Origin of the sequence: Streptomyces sp. NBC_00005, assembly GCF_045160215.1 — a bacterium.
GTDB lineage: Bacteria > Actinomycetota > Actinomycetes > Streptomycetales > Streptomycetaceae > Streptomyces.
In genome coordinates, this window is the sequence record NZ_CP108316.1 from 9,390,306 (window position 1) to 9,408,909 (window position 18,604).

General features: G+C 71.7%; 15 protein-coding genes. 3 read left to right on the plus strand and 12 right to left on the minus strand.

Annotation, left to right across the window (positions count from 1 at the left end; all coding sequences use genetic code 11):
• Nucleotides 1-27 precede the first annotated feature (27 nt).
• The 8 genes from OG303_RS42855 to xylB form a co-directional block, all read right to left on the minus strand.
• Entirely contained in the window at nucleotides 28-1,551 is a 1,524-nt protein-coding gene (locus tag OG303_RS42855; RefSeq protein WP_405875310.1) for an aldehyde dehydrogenase family protein, read from the minus strand.
• A gap of 117 nt (nucleotides 1,552-1,668) precedes the next feature.
• A complete protein-coding gene (locus tag OG303_RS42860; protein WP_405877756.1) occupies nucleotides 1,669-2,964 on the minus strand; it encodes a GAF domain-containing protein in 1,296 nt (431 codons plus the stop codon).
• Between the two features lie 136 nt (nucleotides 2,965-3,100).
• Entirely contained in the window at nucleotides 3,101-3,700 is a 600-nt protein-coding gene (locus OG303_RS42865) for an N-acetylmuramoyl-L-alanine amidase (protein WP_405877758.1), read from the minus strand.
• Between the two features lie 31 nt (nucleotides 3,701-3,731).
• Entirely contained in the window at nucleotides 3,732-4,745 is a 1,014-nt protein-coding gene (locus tag OG303_RS42870) for an acetamidase/formamidase family protein (protein ID WP_405875311.1), read from the minus strand.
• Complete coding sequence (locus OG303_RS42875) at nucleotides 4,742-6,226, minus strand: APC family permease (protein WP_405875312.1); 1,485 nt, start codon at nucleotides 6,224-6,226, stop codon at nucleotides 4,742-4,744. Before OG303_RS42875 ends, OG303_RS42870 begins: the two co-directional genes overlap by 4 nt.
• A gap of 192 nt (nucleotides 6,227-6,418) precedes the next feature.
• Nucleotides 6,419-6,961, minus strand: coding sequence for an FABP family protein (locus OG303_RS42880; RefSeq protein WP_405875313.1), 543 nt, complete (start codon nucleotides 6,959-6,961; stop codon nucleotides 6,419-6,421).
• 51 nt (nucleotides 6,962-7,012) lie between these two features.
• Nucleotides 7,013-8,221: an ROK family protein gene (locus OG303_RS42885; RefSeq protein WP_405875314.1), complete on the minus strand. Its 1,209-nt coding sequence runs from the start codon at nucleotides 8,219-8,221 to the stop codon at nucleotides 7,013-7,015.
• Between the two features lie 10 nt (nucleotides 8,222-8,231).
• Nucleotides 8,232-9,677 carry a xylulokinase gene (xylB, locus tag OG303_RS42890; RefSeq protein ID WP_405875315.1) on the minus strand — a complete coding sequence of 482 codons (1,446 nt, stop codon included), beginning with the start codon at nucleotides 9,675-9,677 and terminating at the stop codon, nucleotides 8,232-8,234.
• A gap of 147 nt (nucleotides 9,678-9,824) precedes the next feature.
• Between xylB and xylA the strand changes: the two genes are divergently transcribed.
• Both xylA and OG303_RS42900 read left to right on the plus strand, forming a co-directional pair.
• Entirely contained in the window at nucleotides 9,825-10,991 is a 1,167-nt protein-coding gene (gene xylA, locus OG303_RS42895) for a xylose isomerase (RefSeq protein ID WP_405875316.1), read from the plus strand.
• A gap of 383 nt (nucleotides 10,992-11,374) precedes the next feature.
• Nucleotides 11,375-11,617, plus strand: coding sequence for a hypothetical protein (locus OG303_RS42900; RefSeq protein WP_405875317.1), 243 nt, complete (start codon nucleotides 11,375-11,377; stop codon nucleotides 11,615-11,617).
• 7 nt (nucleotides 11,618-11,624) lie between these two features.
• Here OG303_RS42900 and OG303_RS42905 read toward each other — a convergent pair whose 3' ends face one another.
• Together OG303_RS42905 and OG303_RS42910 are read right to left on the minus strand one after the other, a co-directional pair.
• Nucleotides 11,625-12,965, minus strand: coding sequence for an esterase-like activity of phytase family protein (locus OG303_RS42905; protein WP_405875318.1), 1,341 nt, complete (start codon nucleotides 12,963-12,965; stop codon nucleotides 11,625-11,627).
• Nucleotides 12,966-13,100: 135 nt separating this feature from the next.
• Complete coding sequence (locus OG303_RS42910) at nucleotides 13,101-13,556, minus strand: ASCH domain-containing protein (protein ID WP_405875319.1); 456 nt, start codon at nucleotides 13,554-13,556, stop codon at nucleotides 13,101-13,103.
• Nucleotides 13,557-13,580: 24 nt separating this feature from the next.
• Here OG303_RS42910 and OG303_RS42915 point away from each other — a divergent pair, with 24 nt between their 5' ends.
• On the plus strand, nucleotides 13,581-14,213 hold the full coding sequence (locus OG303_RS42915) for a class I SAM-dependent methyltransferase (RefSeq protein WP_405875320.1): 633 nt from the start codon (nucleotides 13,581-13,583) through the stop codon (nucleotides 14,211-14,213).
• A gap of 43 nt (nucleotides 14,214-14,256) precedes the next feature.
• Here OG303_RS42915 and OG303_RS42920 read toward each other — a convergent pair whose 3' ends face one another.
• Together OG303_RS42920 and OG303_RS42925 are read right to left on the minus strand one after the other, a co-directional pair.
• On the minus strand, nucleotides 14,257-15,525 hold the full coding sequence (locus OG303_RS42920; RefSeq protein WP_405875321.1) for an SWF or SNF family helicase: 1,269 nt from the start codon (nucleotides 15,523-15,525) through the stop codon (nucleotides 14,257-14,259).
• On the minus strand, nucleotides 15,522-18,386 hold the full coding sequence (locus OG303_RS42925) for an SNF2-related protein (RefSeq protein WP_405875322.1): 2,865 nt from the start codon (nucleotides 18,384-18,386) through the stop codon (nucleotides 15,522-15,524). Before OG303_RS42925 ends, OG303_RS42920 begins: the two co-directional genes overlap by 4 nt.
• Nucleotides 18,387-18,604: the final 218 nt, after the last annotated feature.

Here is an 18,604-nt window from a genome sequence, read left to right on the forward strand (position 1 = left end):
CCTGGTCAGGCGCCCTTCTTTCTGGGCCTAGAAGAAGCCGAGCTTCTTCGGCGAGTACGACACCAGGAGGTTTTTGGTCTGCTGGTAGTGCTCCAGCATCATCTTGTGCGTCTCGCGTCCGATCCCGGACTGCTTGTAGCCGCCGAAGGCCGCGTGGGCCGGGTAGGCGTGGTAGCAGTTCGTCCAGACGCGCCCCGCCTGGATCGCCCGGCCCGCGCGGTACGCCGTGTTGATGTCACGCGTCCACACGCCCGCGCCGAGGCCGTACAACGTGTCGTTGGCGATCTTGATGGCGTCGTCGAAGTCGTCGAAGGACGTCACGGAGACGACCGGGCCGAAGATCTCCTCCTGGAAGATCCGCATGCGGTTGTCGCCCTCGAAGATCGTCGGCTGGACGTAGTAGCCGCCCTTCAACTCGCCGTCGTACTCGACGCGTTCACCGCCCGTAAGGATCCGAGCGCCCTCCTGCCGGCCGATGTCCAGGTAGGAGAGGATCTTCTCCAGCTGGTCGTTGGAGGCCTGGGCGCCGATCATCGTGTCGGTGTCCAGGGGGTGACCGGGCTTGATCAGTTCGGTGCGGGCGACGGCCGCCTCGATGAACTCGGCGTACTGGCCGCGCTGGACGAGCGCCCGGGACGGGCACGTGCACACCTCGCCCTGGTTCAGCGCGAACATGGTGAAGCCCTCGAGCGCCTTGTCCCGGAAGTCGTCGTTCTTCGCCCATACGTCGTCGAAGAAGATGTTGGGCGACTTGCCACCGAGCTCCAGGGTGACCGGCTTGATGTTCTCCGAGGCGTACTGCATGATCAGCCGCCCCGTCGTGGTCTCACCGGTGAACGCCACCTTCGCCACCCGCGGGCTGGAGGCGAGAGGCTTGCCGGCCTCCACGCCGAAGCCGTTGACGATGTTGACGACGCCGGGCGGCAGCAGGTCCGCGATCAGGCTCATCCAGTAGTGGATCGAGGCCGGGGTCTGCTCGGCGGGCTTGATGACGACCGCGTTGCCCGCCGCGAGGGCCGGGGCGAGCTTCCACACCGCCATCAGGATCGGGAAGTTCCACGGAATGATCTGCGCGACCACGCCGAGCGGTTCGTGGAAGTGGTACGCCACCGTGTCGTCGTCGACCTCGCCGAGCGAACCCTCCTGCGCGCGGATCGCGCCCGCGAAGTAGCGGAAGTGGTCGATGGCGAGGGGGATGTCGGCGGCCAGGGTCTCGCGCACCGGCTTGCCGTTCTCCCAGCTCTCGGCGACCGCCAGCTTTTCGAGGTTCGCCTCCATCCGGTCGGCGATCTTCAGCAGGATGTCGGAGCGCTCGGTCACCGAGGTACGGCCCCACCCGGGGGCGGCCGCGTGCCCCGCGTCGAGCGCCCGCTCCACGTCCTCCGCCGTGCCGCGCGCGATCTCCGTGAACGGCTGCCCGTTCACCGGCGACGGGTTCTCGAAGTACTGCCCGCGGGCCGGCGGTACGTACTCGCCCCCGATGAAGTGGTCGTAGCGCGCCTGGTAGGAGACGATCGCGCCTTCGGTGCCGGGCGCAGCGTAACGGGTCATGCCGGTGTGCCTCCTTCGCAGCGCTGCCCGCCGTTGGGCAGCTCCCGTCGGGAGGCTAGGGACGGGGACGTTGCAACTACGTTGCCTTGAGCGCCGGGGGACCGGCCCGCGCGTGCACTATGCCGGTGTGGCTCTCCGACGGCCTGTGTCGCCGGGCCAGTCGGCCGGTGCCGCCAACTCGCCCTCCAGTGCGGTCAGGCGGGCCCGTACCGCCGCCGTCGGGCGGACCGTGGCAAGCGCCCGCCATACGTCGAGGTCGTCCTCGCCCCACGGCGCGTGCGCCCAGTCGGCCAGCAGGTCGGGGTCGCTGCGGGCGATCAACGCGGTACGGAGGCCGTCGGCGAGGCGGTGCCTGAGCCGTACCACCGCCGGGGCCTGGGAGCCGGGCAGCAGCGGGCCCGTGTACGCCGTCGCGGCCGCTGTCACCGCGCCTGTCTCCAGCCGCCGTTCGACCACGGCGACGTCGCACTCGACGGGCACGGTCAGCCGGTACGGCCGTGACTCCAGCAGGCCCGGGCCCAACACCCTGCGCAGCCGGGCCAGTTCGGCGCGCAACGTCACCGGCGTCACCGACTCGTCCTCGTACAGCGCGCACAGCAGCTCGTCGCCGGTCAGCCCTTCCGGGTGACGAGCCAGCAGCACCAGGATCTCGCTGTGCCGGCGGCTGAGCCTCATCTTGCGTCCACCGACGAGGAGTTGTGCCTCGTCCCGGCCCAGCACCGTCAGCTCGGGCGTGTCGGCGGCGGGCCGCTCCGGGACGAGCAGCGCCAACTGGGACTCGGCGGCCCGGGCCACCGCCTGCACGAAACCCAGGCTGTGCGGATGCGCGAGCCCGTCCCCGCCGGTGATGTCCACGGCACCGAGTACCCGCCCGGTGCGCGGATCGTGCACCGGAGCCGCCGCGCACGTCCAGGGCTGCACGCGCCGGATGAAGTGCTCGGCCGCGAAGACCTGCACGGGCCTGTCGACGGCGACCGCGGTCCCCGGCGCGTTGGTCCCCATCGCCGTCTCCGCCCACCGGGCGCCCGGCACGAAGTTCATCCGCCCCGCGTCCCGCCGGGTGGTCGGATGGCCCTCGACCCACAGCAGCCTGCCGTGCGCGTCGCACACCGCGAGCAGATGCTCCCCGTCGGCGGCGAACGTCCCCATCAGCTCGCGGAACAACGGCATCACCCGCGCCAGCGGATGCTCGGCCCGATAGGCGCCCAGGTCTCCGTCCGCGAGCTCCACACTCGCCGTGCCGTCGGGCCCCACACCCGCCCGCGCGGAGCGCCGCCACGACTCGGCCACCACCGAACGCACCGGCCGGGGCACCGTGCCCACCTCGGTGAACGTCTCGTGCGCGCGACGCAGCATCCGTGCGTGCTCGGAAGGGTCGGCCCCCGGCTCCAGGGCCACCCACGGATCGGTCAACTCGGCCTCCCCGAATGGCATTGCGGCTGGGGACATCGTCACTCCGGGTACGCGCGCGGACAACCGTTTCGACCGGGTCGCCCGAATCACGGTCCTCCCGCTGACGGTCCTCTCGCTTACGGTCCTCCCGCCGTCGTCAGGCGAAGTTGACGAGTCTCAGGTACCGCGTCCAGTCCCAGTTGGGTCCGGGGTCGGTGTGGTCCGTACCCGGCACCTCGTAGTGCCCGATGATGTGGGCCCGGTCCTTCGGAAGGGCGTACCTGGTGCAGATCGCCGCCGTGAGCCTGGCCGACTGTTCGTACAGGGCGTCGGTGAAGTAGGCGGGCTGGTCCACCCAGCCCTCGTGCTCGATGCCGATGCTGCACGTGTTGTAGTCCCAGTTGCCGGCGTGCCAGGCGATGTCGGCTTCCCGAACGCACTGGGCGACGTGTCCGTCGGCCGAGCGCACCAGGTAGTGCGCCGACACCTGCTTCTGCGGGTTCTGGAAGATGGAGAGCGTGTTCGGGTACGTCTCCTGCGTGACATGGATGATCACGTAGTCGAGGGGATAGGTCCTGGGGCGGTTCGACGCCGTGTAGTTGGACGTGCCGGCCGGCTGCCACTCGGCGGCCGGGTAGTCGACCGCAGGGGCCTGCGCACCGGCACGCGGATCGGGAAGTAAGGCGTACGGGACGGCGGCGAGGGCGGCGCCCTTCAGGAACCGTCGCCTGGTGGTGGTCGGTCCTGCCCGTTCCATGAAGCCGTGCCCCTCGATCATTGGGTGTGGCTCAGCCCTGCAGGGTCGCCGCGATCTCCCGCAGTTGCGCGTGCACCCCGCGGTGGGTCTCGCGCGCGGGCAGCCACTGCTTGCGGAGCTTGGCCACGCACGTGTAGTTGGTGTCGCACACATTGGCCAGCGGTGACTCGACCGCCTGGGTCGCGAACTGGTACGCGTCCAGCTCACTGAACCCGTAGTCGCGCACCAGCCACTGCACCAGGTCGAGCTGGGATATCCGGAACGCGTCCTCCAACGGGCGTGCCGAACCCGTCGAGATGATGTGCGTGTCCGACTCGATGCGCGGCCACGGCGTGGCGATCCCCTTGAGCAACTCGACGATCACCACGGTGTTCATCGCACACTCGACGGCCACGCCGCAGGTCTCGCCCTCGCCCTGCCGGGCGTGCCCGTCACCGAGGCTGAGCAGCGCGCCCTCGACGTTCACCCCGAGGTAGCAGGTGACACCGGCTCGCATCTCGGGCGTGTCCATGTTGCCGCCGTGCGCGTCGGGCACCAGCGCCGAGCGGACCTCGAGGTTGGCGGGGGCCACACCCACGGTGCCGTGCATCGGGTCCATGGGCAGCTCGGCCTCGAAGTCGCTGTCGTGCGCCCGGAACAGCGCCGTGCGCCGGGTCCGGTCGAGCTGCCAGATCCACACGGTCTCCGGCAGCGGCGGCTGCAGTGTGGCCGTGGTGTGTGTGGAGGTGAGCGCGCCGAACAGGGGGACCGTGGTCGACGCGGCCCAGTCGCGGGCCGGTTCGACCGACACGAAGTGCACGGCGACCGTGTCACCCGGTTCGGCACCCTCGACGTGGAAGGGGCCGGTCTGCGGATTGAGGAAGGGGAACTCGCACACCTCGGACACCAGGTCCTTCTCGGACCGCACCCGCCCGGCGAAACAGTCCTCCGTGTACAGATCGAGGACCGTTCCGGGCGCGATGCGCGCCACGGGCGGTGCGCCTCCGAACGTCCAGGCGTACTCGCTCGGTTCGGGCCGGACGGTCAGGATCCGGGGGTCGTTCATGGGCGTGCTGCTCCGTTCTGCGAAGGGCTGGTGGGGGAGGGGTCGTCGAGGTGGACGCGGGCGGTCTCGGCTATGCGCTCGGGATGCCGCCGCATCAGCACGAGCAGCACCACGACACCGGCGGCCATCCACACGCCTACGATCGGTCCGGCGTACGACACCGGTGCGGTCAGCTCGGTGACGAAGTCGAAGACGGGCAGCCCTGCCGCGGTGAGCAGCGCGGGCACGAACGCGACGATGCCGAGCAGGGGCAGCAGCAGATGCCGTACCGGCTTGAGCAACTCCCGTCTGCGGCGCAGGAAATAGCCGGCACAGGCGAGGTTCACGACGATGTAGACGCCGATCACGACCGTGACGATCACCGTGGCGAGGAGGAGGAACGCCGTCACCGGGTCGTAGCACAGCCCCAGACCCAGCGCCGCGCCGACCGCCACGACGGTCTGCACCGCGATCCCGGCGACGGGGGAGCGGTACTTCGGGTGGAGCGTGGCGAGCAGGCGGGGCAGGACGCGGATGCGGGCCAGGGCGAAGGCCGTACGCGTGGAGACGTTGGCGCACGCGTTGGCGTTGGCGATCGTCGAGTTCACCACGGCCAGGAAGACCAGCACCCAGAACAGGCCGAACGACGCCCGTGCCACGCCCTCCCACGACGCGTCGCCGGAGGCCCCGAACTTCGCGAACCGGTCCGGCCCGAAATACACCGTCATGGCGTAGGTCGTGACCACATAGAAGAGGCCGATCCCCAGGGCCGAGCCGAGGACCGCGCGATGCATCGTCCGGCGCGGGTTGCGTGTCTCCTCGGCGAGCGGTGCCGCGGCCTCGAATCCGGCGAAGGCCAGCACTGTGTACACCGACCCGGCGAAGACCCCGCTGACCCCTTCGTACCCTCCGGCGGTGTGCGAAGTGCCGAACACCGACAGGGTGTTGGCGCTGCCTGCCTTGCCGATCAGCCAGACCGCGAACACCAGGAACACGAGGACCTCGAAGACACCGAGGACCGTGCCGAAGCGGGCCGAGGCACGCACTCCGAAGTATCCCGCGGCCGCGATGATCGCGGCACCCGCGAGCGCCCATGGCCACCACAGGTCCGCCGGGTACGAGGACCACTCCTGGTGCAGCGTGCCCGCCGTCGTGAAGCCGAGCTGCAGAAGCAGAAGCGGCGGGACCAGCGCCTCCACGAAGACATAACCCCAGCCGACCAGGAAGCCGACAGCCGGGTTCAGGCCCTGGGCGGCATAGGTGGACACCGAGCCCGCGGCCGGGAGTTCACGGGCCAGCTCGGCCACGCAGGACGCGGTGAACAGGCAGGCCACCAGCGCGATCAGCACGGCGAGCGGCAGACTCCCGCCGGCGAAGGCCGCACCGGACGGAATGGACGCGGCGACAGCCGCTGCCGGTGCCATGGCCGTGATGCTCTGGAACAGCACCTCGCGCAGCCCGACCGCGTCGCGCCTGAGACCTACCGCCACATCCCCCGACATGCGAGTCCCCCTCAATTCACGCCGACATGCCCGACGCCGCCCGACTCGACGGGTGCGCCTCGTGTGAATCACGGTACGGCGCTTGCGAGTTGGGCAGAAGAGCGCAACGTGCTTCGGTGGACGACGGCACGCATGTGGAAAACCCGGCCACCCGCACGGGTGAGACCGACGGCCGCGGTCCGGTACCCCGGCCTACCGGATGCGCTTCAGGCTTGCCGAGAGATGGTGCTGCAACGGCTGGCCCACCGCCCCGAGGTCGAAGACGAACGTGAGGGTGTCGCCGTCGGTCAGGGTGTAGCGGCGGCGGGTGGCGTCGACCTGCTTGGCGGTGGGGGTGAGAGCCACCTGGTGGGTGGAGAGGTCGACCGTGTCCCCGGCCGCACGGCCGACCGCGATCTCCGCGATGCCGGTGGGCTGGGTGATCAACGCCTCCACCCCGCCGTCCGGTTGAAGCCGCCACCAGCCGCTCTCCCGGGCCGCCGGACGCAACGGCACGTCGTCCGTGTCGAGCAGCCAGGCCCGGGCCTCGTAGCGGAGGAAGGGGCGGCCGTCATGGCTGAAGGTGACCTCCTGCGCGTACGCGAAGTCCCCGGCGAGCGTCGGGTACCCGCCCTCGCCCCGGCCCCGCCAGATGCCCAGAAGACCGAGCACAGGCTCGAGTTGTGCGTGCGGTGCGGGTGACGCGTCCGGCCGGTGACTGTCGGGGTACGGATGCTCCGCTGCGGGGTCGATCACGATTGCGCTCCTCGGGTGGTACCGGTGCCGGGCGCAAGCCTAGAGCCGGGATCAGGCCCGTTCGGCCACCGCCGCGGGATCGTCCAGCACCGCCCGCACCACCGAGTGCGCCGCACCCATCAGTGGCCCCTCGGGGCCCAGCCGCGACACGGACACCGGACAGGCCGGACCCGCCGTGCGCCGGTCCAACTCGGCCTCCAGCGACGGCAGCAGCCAGGGCGCGAGCCCGGCCAGCGCGCCGCCCAGCACCACGCTCTCGGGGTCCAGCAGGTTGACCGCCCCGGTCAGCGCGATACCGAGCGCCGTGCCGGCGTCGCGCAGCGCACCCCGTACGTCCTCGTCGCCCTCGGCGGCGCGGCCCGCGAGCAGCCCGACGCGATCCTCGCCCGGCTCCAGCCCGGCGGCGCGCAGCACCGCCTCCTCGCCGGCGTACTGCTCCAGACAGCCGCGCCCGCCACACGGACACGCGGGCCCCTCCGGCCGCACCGGCACATGTCCCAACTCGCCCGCGAAACCACGCGTTCCGCGCAGCAGCCCCCCGGCCACGACGACCGCCGCGCCGATGCCGATCTCCGCCGAGACGTGCAGGAAGTCCTGCGGGGTGCTCTCACCGAGCCAGAGTTCGGCGAGAGCACCGAAGTTGGCCTCGTTGTCGACGGTCAGCGGGATGTCGGTGGGCAGCAGCGCACCGAGGTCGGTGTCGTGCCAGTCGAGGTTCGGGGCGCGTACGACCGTGCGGGCGTCGCGCGCCACCAGGCCCGGCACGGCCACCGCGAGCCCCGCGGGCCACAGCCCCCCGCGCTCCGCCTCGGCGAGGACACGGCGCACCAGATCGGTGAGTTCCTCGATGACCGGCTCGGGAGGGCGGCCACGGTTGGCGCGGTGCCGTACGGCACGCGCGCGTACCTGTCCGCGCAGGTCGACCGCGCAGACCGCGAGGTGGTCGACGCCGATCTCGGCGCCGATACCGGCGGGGCCGTGTCCGCTGACGGCGAGCGCCGAGCCGGGACGGCCCACCCGTCCAGGCCGCTCGGGGCCCAGCTCCTCGAGCAGCCTGGTGCGTATGAGCTCGTCGACGAGGGTCGACACCGCCGCCCGGGTCAGCCCGATGCGCGAGGCCACCGCGGCACGGGAGAGCGGTCCCTCGGCGCTGACGGTGTGCATCACCCGGGCGAGATTGCGGCGGCGCATGCCCTGCTGGGTGTCGGGCAGCACCCGACCGGGGCCGGTCGCGTGGGCCTCGTGCAGCGGTGCGCTCATGCCCCTGTCCTCAACGGCTGTCCGTGCTCCGCTCCAGCAGCGGGGCCGCGTCGGAGAGTACCCCGGCGATCCTGGCGAGGGTCTCCTCGTCCCGCTCCACCGCCTCCAGGACCGGGCCCGCGGCGGTGTTCCAGCGCCGGGCGACCGCGGCCGGGTCCTCGCCGGTCAGCAGGCCCGCCGCCTGCGCCGCAGCGCCCAGTGCGACCAGTTCCTTGGCCTCGGGCACCTGGACCGGGCGGCCCGACAGCCGTCGTACGGTCTGCTGCCAGGCCGTGCCCCGGGCGCCGCCGCCGATCAGCAGCAGCGGGACCGAGCGGTCCGCGTCCTCGTCGAGAACCAGGTCGAGCGCGCCGAGCAGCGAGTGCACGGCACCGTCGTACGCGGCCTGGAGGAGCTGGCCGCCGGTGGTGTCGTGGCGCAGGCCGTGCAGGAGGCCGGAGGCACTCGGCAGGTTGGGGGTGCGTTCGCCGTCCAGGTAGGGCAGGAGCGTGACGCCGGTGACGGGTTCCACCGCCTCGCGGTCCAGTCCCAGCAGGGTCGCGACGCGGTCGACGGCGAGCGTGCAGTTCAGGGTGCAGGCCAGCGGCAGCCAGTCCCCGTGGGCGTCGGCGAAGCCCGCCACCGTGCCGGTCGGGTCGGCGGGACGCCTCTTGGAGACGGCGTACACCGTGCCCGACGTGCCGAGGCTGAGCACCGGCGTGCCGGGACGCAGCCCGAGGCCGAGCGCGGCGGCGGCGTTGTCGCCCGTCCCAGGGGCGACCAGCGTGCCCTTGGAGAACGGCAGTTCATGGCTGTCGCGCACGGTGCCCGCCACCTCGCCGGGCCGGACCACACGGGGCAGCAGCGCGGGATCGAGCCCCACGTGCGCAAGGGTCTCTTCGTCGTACGACTCCGTCCCGGACGCCCACCAGCCCGTACCGGAGACGTCGCCACGATCGGTCGTGCCCTGCCCGGTGAGGCGCTCGGTGAGGTAGTCGTGGGGCAGGCGCACCGCCCTGGTCGCGCGGATCGCCTCCGGTTCGTTCTCGGCGAGCCAGGCCCACTTCGTCACCGTGAAGGACGGTCCCGGCACGCTTCCGGTGCGCTCCGCCCAGGCCTTCGGGCCGCCCAGTTCCTCGATGAGGCGGCGGGCCTGCGGCGCCGAGCGGACGTCGTTCCACAGCAGCGCCGGGCGTACCGGCTCGCCCCGCTCGTCCAGCGTGACAAGGCCGTGCTGCTGCCCGCCGATCGACACCGCGGCAGCCTCGTGCGCCGCGTCACCGCACTGGTGCAGGGCCTCGCACAGGGCGTCCCACCACTGGCGCGGGTCGCTCTCGCGGCCGGCCCCGGAGGAGACGGTGTGCGGTGCCTGGCCACTCGCGACGACCTGCCCGGTGGCCGCGTCGACGACGAGCGCCTTGGTGGACTGGGTGGACGTGTCCACGCCGACGACGAGCGGACCCTCGGCTGCTGACATCGGGCTCTCCCTTTTTGCGCGGCTCAACAGGATGTTCCGTCACACACACCCTGCTCTCTTCCCAGAGATGGGTTCGCATACTAATTTGTAAACCGCCATGACGAAATAGTCGTAAGCAACCGTCGCCATCGAGCAAGGAGCCGCGGCATGAGCTACCAGCCCACCCCCGAGGACAGGTTCACCTTCGGCCTGTGGACCGTCGGCTGGCAGGGAAGGGACCCGTTCGGCGACGCCACGCGGCGGGCCCTGGACCCGGTCGAGTCGGTGCAGCGCCTGAGCGAGCTCGGCGCCTACGGCGTCACCTTCCACGACGACGACCTGATCCCCTTCGGGTCCTCGGACACCGAGCGCGAGTCGCACATCAAGCGCTTCCGCCAGGCTCTCGACACGACCGGCATGACCGTGCCGATGGCCACCACCAACCTCTTCACGCACCCTGTCTTCAAGGACGGCGCGTTCACCGCGAACGACCGCGAGGTGCGCCGCTACGCCCTGCGCAAGACGATCCGCAACATCGACCTCGCGGTCGAGCTCGGCGCCAAGACCTACGTCGCCTGGGGCGGCCGTGAGGGCGCCGAGTCCGGCGCCGCCAAGGACGTACGCGTCGCCCTGGACCGCATGAAGGAGGCCTTCGATCTCCTCGGCGAGTACGTGATCTCCCAGGGCTACGACCTGAAGTTCGCGATCGAGCCCAAGCCGAACGAGCCCCGCGGCGACATCCTGCTGCCCACCGTCGGCCACGCCCTCGCGTTCATCGAGCGCCTGGAGCGCCCGGAGATGTACGGCGTCAACCCCGAGGTCGGCCACGAGCAGATGGCCGGGCTGAACTTCCCGCACGGCATCGCGCAGGCCCTGTGGGCGGGCAAGCTGTTCCACATCGACCTCAACGGCCAGTCCGGCATCAAGTACGACCAGGACCTGCGCTTCGGCGCCGGCGACCTGCGCGCCGCGTTCTGGCTGGTCGACCTCCTGGAGAGCGCCGGTTACGCCGGCCCGAAGCACTTCGACTTCAAGCCGCCACGGACCGAGGACCTCGACGGCGTGTGGGCGTCGGCCGCCGGCTGCATGCGCAACTACCTCATCCTCAAGGAGCGCGCGGCCGCCTTCCGCGCCGACCCGGAGGTCCAGGAGGCCCTGCGCGCCTCGCGTCTGGACGAGCTCGCCCAGGCGACGGCCGCGGACGGCCTGCAGGCCCTGCTCGCCGACCGCAGCGCCTTCGAGGAGTTCGACGTCGAAGCGACCGCCGCGCGCGGGATGGCCTTCGAGCACCTCGACCAGCTGGCCATGGACCACCTGCTGGGGGCTCGCGGCTGAGTGCACGCACGCGCGTGCGCTCCTGAGTGATCTCCGTACGGAATGCTCCGGAATCATGCGGTCCAGGACATGGATCCGTATCAGGTTCCGTACGGGGGTCGCATGGTGCCCGGTGTGGGGCGACTCTGGACGGTATGGCCATGCCGCCCGTACCGCCTCAGCCACCCGGGCCGCCGGGTGACACGCCGCCTCCGGGCGGCGGTTTCGGACCGCCCTCCGAAGGTTTCGGCTCCGGTTACGGAGCGGGAGGGGGCTATGGGGGCGGAGGAGGTTACGGCCCGCCTCCGGGAGGCAACGACCCTCCCCCCTACGGCGATTGGCAGCCGCCGCCGGAGCCGCCCAGGAGGCGGCGGAACCCGCTTGTCATCCTCCTGGTCGGCATCGTGGCGGTCGCGGCCGTCGTCGCCGTCGTCGTACTGATGGCTTCCGGGAGCGACGACTCGCCCGACAAGAAGTCGCCCGCCGAGAGCAGCGAGAGCTCCGGTCGCTCGAAGTCACCGTCCTTCAGCATCCCGACGAAGCTGCCGAGCGAACTGCCGTCGAAGTTACCCAGCGAGCTGCCCAGCAGTATCCCGAGCGACCTCGAATCGCTGATCCCGTCCCTGGGGGACATCGAGCTGCCGTAACGCCAGGTCAGATGCCGTGCGGCAGCCGCACGTACGTGACCGTCGTCTCGATCCCGCTGTCGACCAGCCGGTCCTGCGCGTCGAACGCGCCCGCGCCGTCCGTCATGCCGAAGTCGTTGTCGTTGATCAGGGCGAGCGTGTCGTGATCCACGCGCGCGATGCCCTCGATCTTCCCGGGCACGCCCTTGACCTTGCCCAGGTCGACGACCAGCCGCTTGTCGAGCACCGCAACGCCGGCGGCCGCCGGGTCGTCGAGCTGCTCCAGGGAGGGCGACGTCGTGTCGTCGTCGTAGGGACCGCCCAGGATGTTCGCGCTCCGTCCCAGCTTCACCAGCTGCAGCCGCGCGGCCTTGTCGGTGCGCTCCTCGACCAGCAGCCGGTCGCCGCCCACGGCGACCACCGAGGAGATCTTCAGCTCGGAGGTGTCGTCCTCGCTCGGGTCCACCACGTTCACCGGGTCGAAGCGGTAGGCGTACTCGGCGGTGACGGCCTTCTTCTTCGGCGAGAAACGCAGCAGGCGTGTGGTGCGCGACGCGTCACCCGCGTCACCGTCCGGCAGGGACAGTGGGCTCTGCAGGGCCATCACCAGGTCGCCGCCGGGCAGTTGGGCGAGCCCCTCGAAACCGCGATTGATCTTCCGGTGCAGCAGGACGGCGGGCAGCGCCTCCACCACCGGGTAGTCCGCTCCGGTGAGGTTCAGCCCCTTGGGCACGTAGCGCGTGAGCACCCTCCCGCGCGCGGAGACGTGCACCAGGGAGGGCCCGTACTCGTCGACGAGCCAGAAACTCCCGTCCTGGGCCCGCACGATGCCCTCCGTGTCCAGCCCGTTCGCGTTGTACGACACAGGAGTCGAGGCGTCGTAGGAGTACGGCGCCTCGTCGCGCCCGGCCTGGTCCGACAGCCCGGTGACGGCCTTCCCGGAGAACGTGGTGATCGGAATGGCGTCCAGCACCTTCACCGTGTCGCCGGACACGCGGATCTTCACGATCGCCGGATCGAAGCCCGGCACCGGGAAGGTGCGCCGCTTCGTTCCGGCCACCTTGATCTGGCCGTTGGGTCCGCGATCGGTGACCGTCCAGAACTCGCCCTTGCGGCCCGCCGGGTAGATGTCACTGCCGATGCCGCCGAGGTCGATGCCGCGGTCGTCGTCCACCGTTCCGGGCAGCAGGGCGTTGCTGAAGGTGCCGAGGGGAATGTCCCCTAGCGTCGCCGTACGCACGACATGAGCGTCCTGCGACGCCGCACCGGCGGGCGGACCGGCCGCTACAAGGGCCGCGATCACGGCAAACGGAACGCCCGCTGCGACGGATCGTCGGACGGGGAGCCGGCCGGTGGCGTGCGGGGACATCGGGCCTCCTGGGGCGCAAGTTCGTTGACAGCGGCCAGATTTGGGCCCTGCAGCGAACGCGTCGCTACCGCCGGGTGAACACGGGGTGTCGGGTGCCCGAGCACACAGGCGGTCCGCACCGCCGAGGCCGGCCGATCAGACGGCGGGGCGAAGGTCGATGACGAGGCGGAAACGTTCCAGAACCGCGAGCGTCTCGTCGTCCACGGTGAACTCGGGGTCCTCCAAAGCCGCCCGCATCTCCTCGCTGTGCCAGAACGTCTCGTGGTTCGCCCGCCACTCGGCCACGCTGGTGTCCCCCTCGCCCTCGTCCACCACGTGGGCGAGATCCACCTGCGCCAGCGGGACGGCCTCGACGCCGGTCAACTCGATGATCGCGACCGGACGGTCGTCCGAGTCGACGACCACCGCACGGCTGCCGACCTCCGGAAGGGATTCCCCTTCGTGCTCGTAGTCGACGACGAGGCCTGTCGTGGAGGTCTTGGACCCGTCGAGAATCGCTGCGACGAGCTGGTCGCGCAGCGGGCCGGGAAAGCCGAACTCCATCGTGGGCATCGACTCGAGGCCTGCGGGTGAGGCGGAGTCACTGGTCATGCGGCCAAGGTACGTTCTCGCAGCGTGGACATCGAAGACCCCAAGGACGTCGTCCGGCGCGGGTACGACGCCGTCTCGCGGCGCTACGACGAGGCGTACGGCGCCGGCACCAAGTACGAGGCCGTGCTGAACGACCTGTGCCGGCGCATCCCGTCCGGCAGCTCGGTGCTGGACGTCGGCTGCGGCAGCGGAGTGCCGGTCGCGCGGACTCTCGCGGCCGCCGGCCACCGGGTCACCGGCATTGACATCAGCGAGGTGCAGATCAGCAGGGCCCGGGAACAGGTGCCGCAGGCGGAGTTCATCCGCGGCGACGCCACGGAGGTCGCCTTCGGCACCGCCTCCTTCGACGCGGTCGTCTCCCTGTACGCCCTCATCCACATCCCGCTGGCCGAACAGCCGCCCCTACTGCGGCGGATCGCGGGATGGCTGCGCCCGGGAGGCTGGTTCGTGGCCACCATCGGACACGGCGCCTGGACGGGGACCGAGCAGAACTGGCTCGGCAGCGGCGCCCCGATGTGGTGGAGCCACGCGGACGCCGCCACCAACCGCGCATGGATCACCCAGGCCGGACTGACCGTGGAACGGGAGGAGTTCCTGCCGGAGGGCGACGCCGGACACGCCCTGTTCTGGGCCCGGCGCCCCGCACAGTCGGCGTGAGCGCCCGACGGAAGTCCGTCGTCCGCACCACCCGCGGCCGGTCTCAGCCGGGTTCCTCCCCGGGAGCCTGCTCCACCGAGGCCAGAGCCGTGGCCGGGTCCTGGCAAGCGGCTCCGGCGGGCATCCAGCGGGCCCGCTCCTTCCGGTACGGCCACCAGCGTCCGTCGTGCCCCAGGCGCAGCTGGGCCGGTGCACCGACGACCGTCCACCGGTTGCCCTTCGCCCGCAGCGACGGCCGTTCGTCGTCGTCCCAGGCCGACTCCAGAGCGGCACGCGCGCGTGCGAGCGTTTCACCCGTGACGGTCCACTCCTCCTCCAGGACGGACAGCGCGGCCGCACCTCCGAGACCCCACGCGCGCGTGGCCCGCGCCAGCCCCTCCCGGTCCCGTCCCGACCCGTCGGCCAGCCGGTCCGTCACAGCCCTCCCAGGCGTTCCCACGGCGAGCCGGACGGCATCCTGGGTGACCGTCAACTCCCCTTCAGGACCGTGCTGTTCCACCCCGGCTCGGAGAACCTCAGCGAGCCGGCGATGCGCCTCGACGGCGGTCCGGGCGGCCAGATACCGCAGGGCGACCGGGTCCACATCCGGTCCGGGCGGGGCCTCGGTGTCCAGGGACGGCGGCACACCGGCTTCCGGGGGCAGCTCCGGCGGGGCGGGCAGCGGCGGCAGGATGTCGCCGGTCGCGTACGCCTCGACCGCGTCCGCCCCCTCCGGCTCGGCGGGTTCATCCGTGGGTGTGGCGCTGCGGGCCTGCAGGTCGTCGAGCAGAGCGCGTTCTCCCCGCCCACGCATCAGCAGCAGTACGAAGGGGTCCTGGTCCAGCAGCCGCGCCACCTGGTAGCACAGGGCTGCCGTGTGCCCGCAGTGGTCCCAGGCGCCGCAGTCGCACTCCGGCTCCAGCTCGCCCATGCCCGGCAGCAGTTCGACGCCCGCGGCCGCCGCGTCCTCGACCAGATGCGGCGGCATCTCGCGGTCCAGCAGCGCCGCGACGTGTCCGGCCCGCTCGACCGTCATGTCCAGGAAGCGGTCCCACCGGTCGCCGTCCAGCTCCGCCAGCAGGACGTCGGCCCGGTGCGCCGTGTGATCGCGGCCCTGGACCACGGCCGTGATGCGTCCCGGGCGCACGGACACCGCGCCCACGGCTCCCGCGCGCGCGAGCCTGCGACCCCTCTTCAGCTGCCCCGAGTCGAGCGCAGCGTCCTCCAGAGCCTTCAACCAGGCCTGGCCCCACCACGTCTGCGCGAATCCCCGCCCGTGCGCGGGCGGCAGCGCGGCGAACGTGCGCTCCGTGTCCCCGTCGTGCCGGTTCATCGTGTGCCCCCTCGCAGTTCCACCAGATCGGCCAGTTCCGCGTCGGTCAGCTCCGTGAGCGCCGCCTCGCCGGAGCCCAGCACCGCGTCGGCCAGTTCCCGCTTGCGGCAGAGCATGTCGGCGATGCGGTCCTCGATGGTTCCCTCCGCGATCAGCCGGTGCACCTGCACGGGCCGGGTCTGGCCGATGCGGTATGCGCGGTCCGTGGCCTGCGCCTCGACCGCGGGATTCCACCAGCGGTCGTAGTGCACGACGTGCTCGGCCCGCGTCAGGTTCAGCCCCGTGCCCGCGGCCTTCAACGACAGCAGGAAGACGGGGACTTCACCGTCCTGGAAGCGCCGCACCATCGCCTCGCGCTCGGTGACGGGCGTCCCGCCGTACAGGAACTGCGAGGTGACGCCGCGGGCCGCCAGGTGCCGCTCGATGATGCGCGCCATGCGCACGTACTGCGTGAAGACCAGAACGCTCGCCCCCTCGGAGAGGATGGTGTCGAGCAACTCGTCCAGCAGCTCGAGCTTCCCCGAACGACCGGCGATCTGCGGGCGCTCCTCCTTGAGGAACTGCCCCGGGTGGTTGCAGATCTGCTTCAGCCCCGTCAGCAGCTTCACGACCAGCCCGCGCCGCGCCATGTTGTCGGCGGCGGAGATCTCCGCGAGCGTCTCGCGCACCACTGCCTCGTACAGACCCGCCTGTTCCTTGGTCAGGGACACGGCACGATCGGTCTCGGTCTTCGGCGGCAGCTCCGGCGCGATCCCCGGGTCCGACTTGCGGCGGCGCAGCAGGAACGGCCGTATCAGCCGGGCGAGCCGCTCAGCGGCGGCCGGGTCCTGACCGCTCTCGACGGCCTGCGCGTACCGCGTGCGGAACGCGCCGAGCCGGCCGAGCAGCCCCGGGGTCGTCCAGTCGAGGATCGCCCACAGCTCCGACAGGTTGTTCTCCACCGGGGTGCCGGTGAGCGCCACACGCGCGCGTGCGCCGATGGACCGCAGCTCCCGCGCGGTCGCCGAGTACGGGTTCTTCACGTGCTGCGCCTCGTCCGCCACGACCATGCCCCACGGCTCCCCGGCGAGCCTGCGCGCGTCGAGGCGCATGGTCCCGTACGTGGTGAGCACGAACTCCCCGTCGGCCAGGGCGTCCAGACTGCGCCGCGCCCCGTGGAAGCGACGCACGGGCGTACCGGGCGCGAACCTCTCGATCTCGCGCTGCCAGTTGCCCATCAGCGACGTCGGACACACCACGAGCGTGGCCCCGGCCGTCGACTCGTCGCTCTGCCGGTGCAGATGCAGCGCGATCAGCGTGATCGTCTTGCCGAGTCCCATGTCGTCGGCCAGACAGCAGCCCAGGCCCAGGGACGTCATCCGGGCCAGCCAACTCAGGCCCCGCCGCTGGTAGTCCCGCAGCGTGGCCGCGAGAGCGGCGGGCTGCGCGACCGGCTCCTGCGCCTCGGGGGCCGCGAGCCGCTCCCGGAGGGCCGCCAGCCACCCCGTGGGGTGTACGTCGACCCGGCGGCCCTCGACCTCCGCGGAGCCCGTCAGCGCGGCACCGAGCGCGTCGATGGGCGAGATCTTGCGGTCCTGCTGGGCACGGGCGCGCCGAACCTCCTGCGGGTCGATGAGGACCCACTGGTCGCGCAGCCGCACGACGGGGCGGTTGGCCTCGGCGAGCCGGTCCAGCTCCTCGCGCGTCAGCCGCTCGTCGCCCAGCGCGAACCGCCAGTTGAAGGCGAGCAGCGCGTCGGCGGACAGGAACGACGGCGTGTCCGAGGCGGCCTGACCGGCCACCGGCTCCTCGTCGGGTGGGCCGATCACCGCGCGGGCCGTCAGTTTGCGGGCCAGCTCCTTCGGCCAGTGCACGTCGACCCCGGCCTCGGCGAGGGCTCTGGCGCCCTGCCCGAGGAGCTCGGTGACCTCCTCGTCGGCGAGTTCGACGGCATCCGGCACGCTCGCCGAGAGCAGAGGCGTCAGCGGCGGCCAGGACCGGGCCGCCCGGCGGAGCGCGAGCAGGGCGTCCATCCGCGCGCGGGGACCGAAACCCCCGCCCCTGTCTCCGGAACCGCCCCAGACCGCGGAGGCATCCGCCACGAGCGCCGGATCACTCACGCTGTGCACCTGCAGCACGGCCCGGAACGGCACCGCGGCGGCGTCCTGTGTCAGGTCCGCAAGGCCGGGCACCTCGATCCGCAGCGAGAGCCGTACGCCCGCGTCGTGGCCTGCGGCGACGTCGGCGGCCCACGCGCGCTGCCCGGGCATGTGCTGCGGCTCCCGCGCCGCGTAGGCGGGCCCGCCCGTCACGAGGGAGGCCGCGGGGGAACGGGGGAGCGTGTCGGCGACCGCGTCCAGGTAGGCGCGCAGCAACCGCTCCGGGTCGGGAAGCCGTGGCGGTCCGGCGCCGTCCACCGGCACGGCATGCGCCTCGGGTGGCATCGCGGCGGCCAGCCGACGGACGCGGTCGATGTCCTCCATGGGCAGCGGGCCGACGCGCCAGGCGTCGTGGTCGCCGGGGGACATACCGGGCAGCAGCAGTCCGCGCGCCACGAATTGCAGGGCCAGCACTGTGGCAGCGCCCCAGAAGACGGCTCCTCTGTGTCCCTGCGCATCGGTACGCGCACGCGTGAGGACCGGTAGCGCCGCCCGCATCGGCAACAGGACGGCGGGAACCCCGACCAGCTCGACACCGTCATCGGCGGGCAGGACGACGGTCAGGTCCTCGGCGGACCCTGCCGCGACGACAGGAGGGGCGGTGCCGTCGGGCCGCCAGAAGGCCACCCGGCCGGTGCGGGCCGGGTCACCGGGCACGAAAACAGCGCAGCAGCGGGCCAGTTCGGAGATCTCGGACGGTGTTGCCGCGGGGATCCTCTGCACAGCGAAGCCGCATTCCTCAAATTTGACTACTGGGGGTTGGAGCCGCCGAGGGTACAGCAATCCGGCGGGCAACGCGGCAGGGCCGAGCCGTCCTCCGGATCGCCTCGCTCCAGGGTGTCGCAAACCCCCCTACGCGCCACGGGCTGGCCCCCGCCCGTACACGGGGGGTGGCGTCATGGTCGCCGCAGGTCATCGGTTCGTACGTTTGCTCAGGTCAG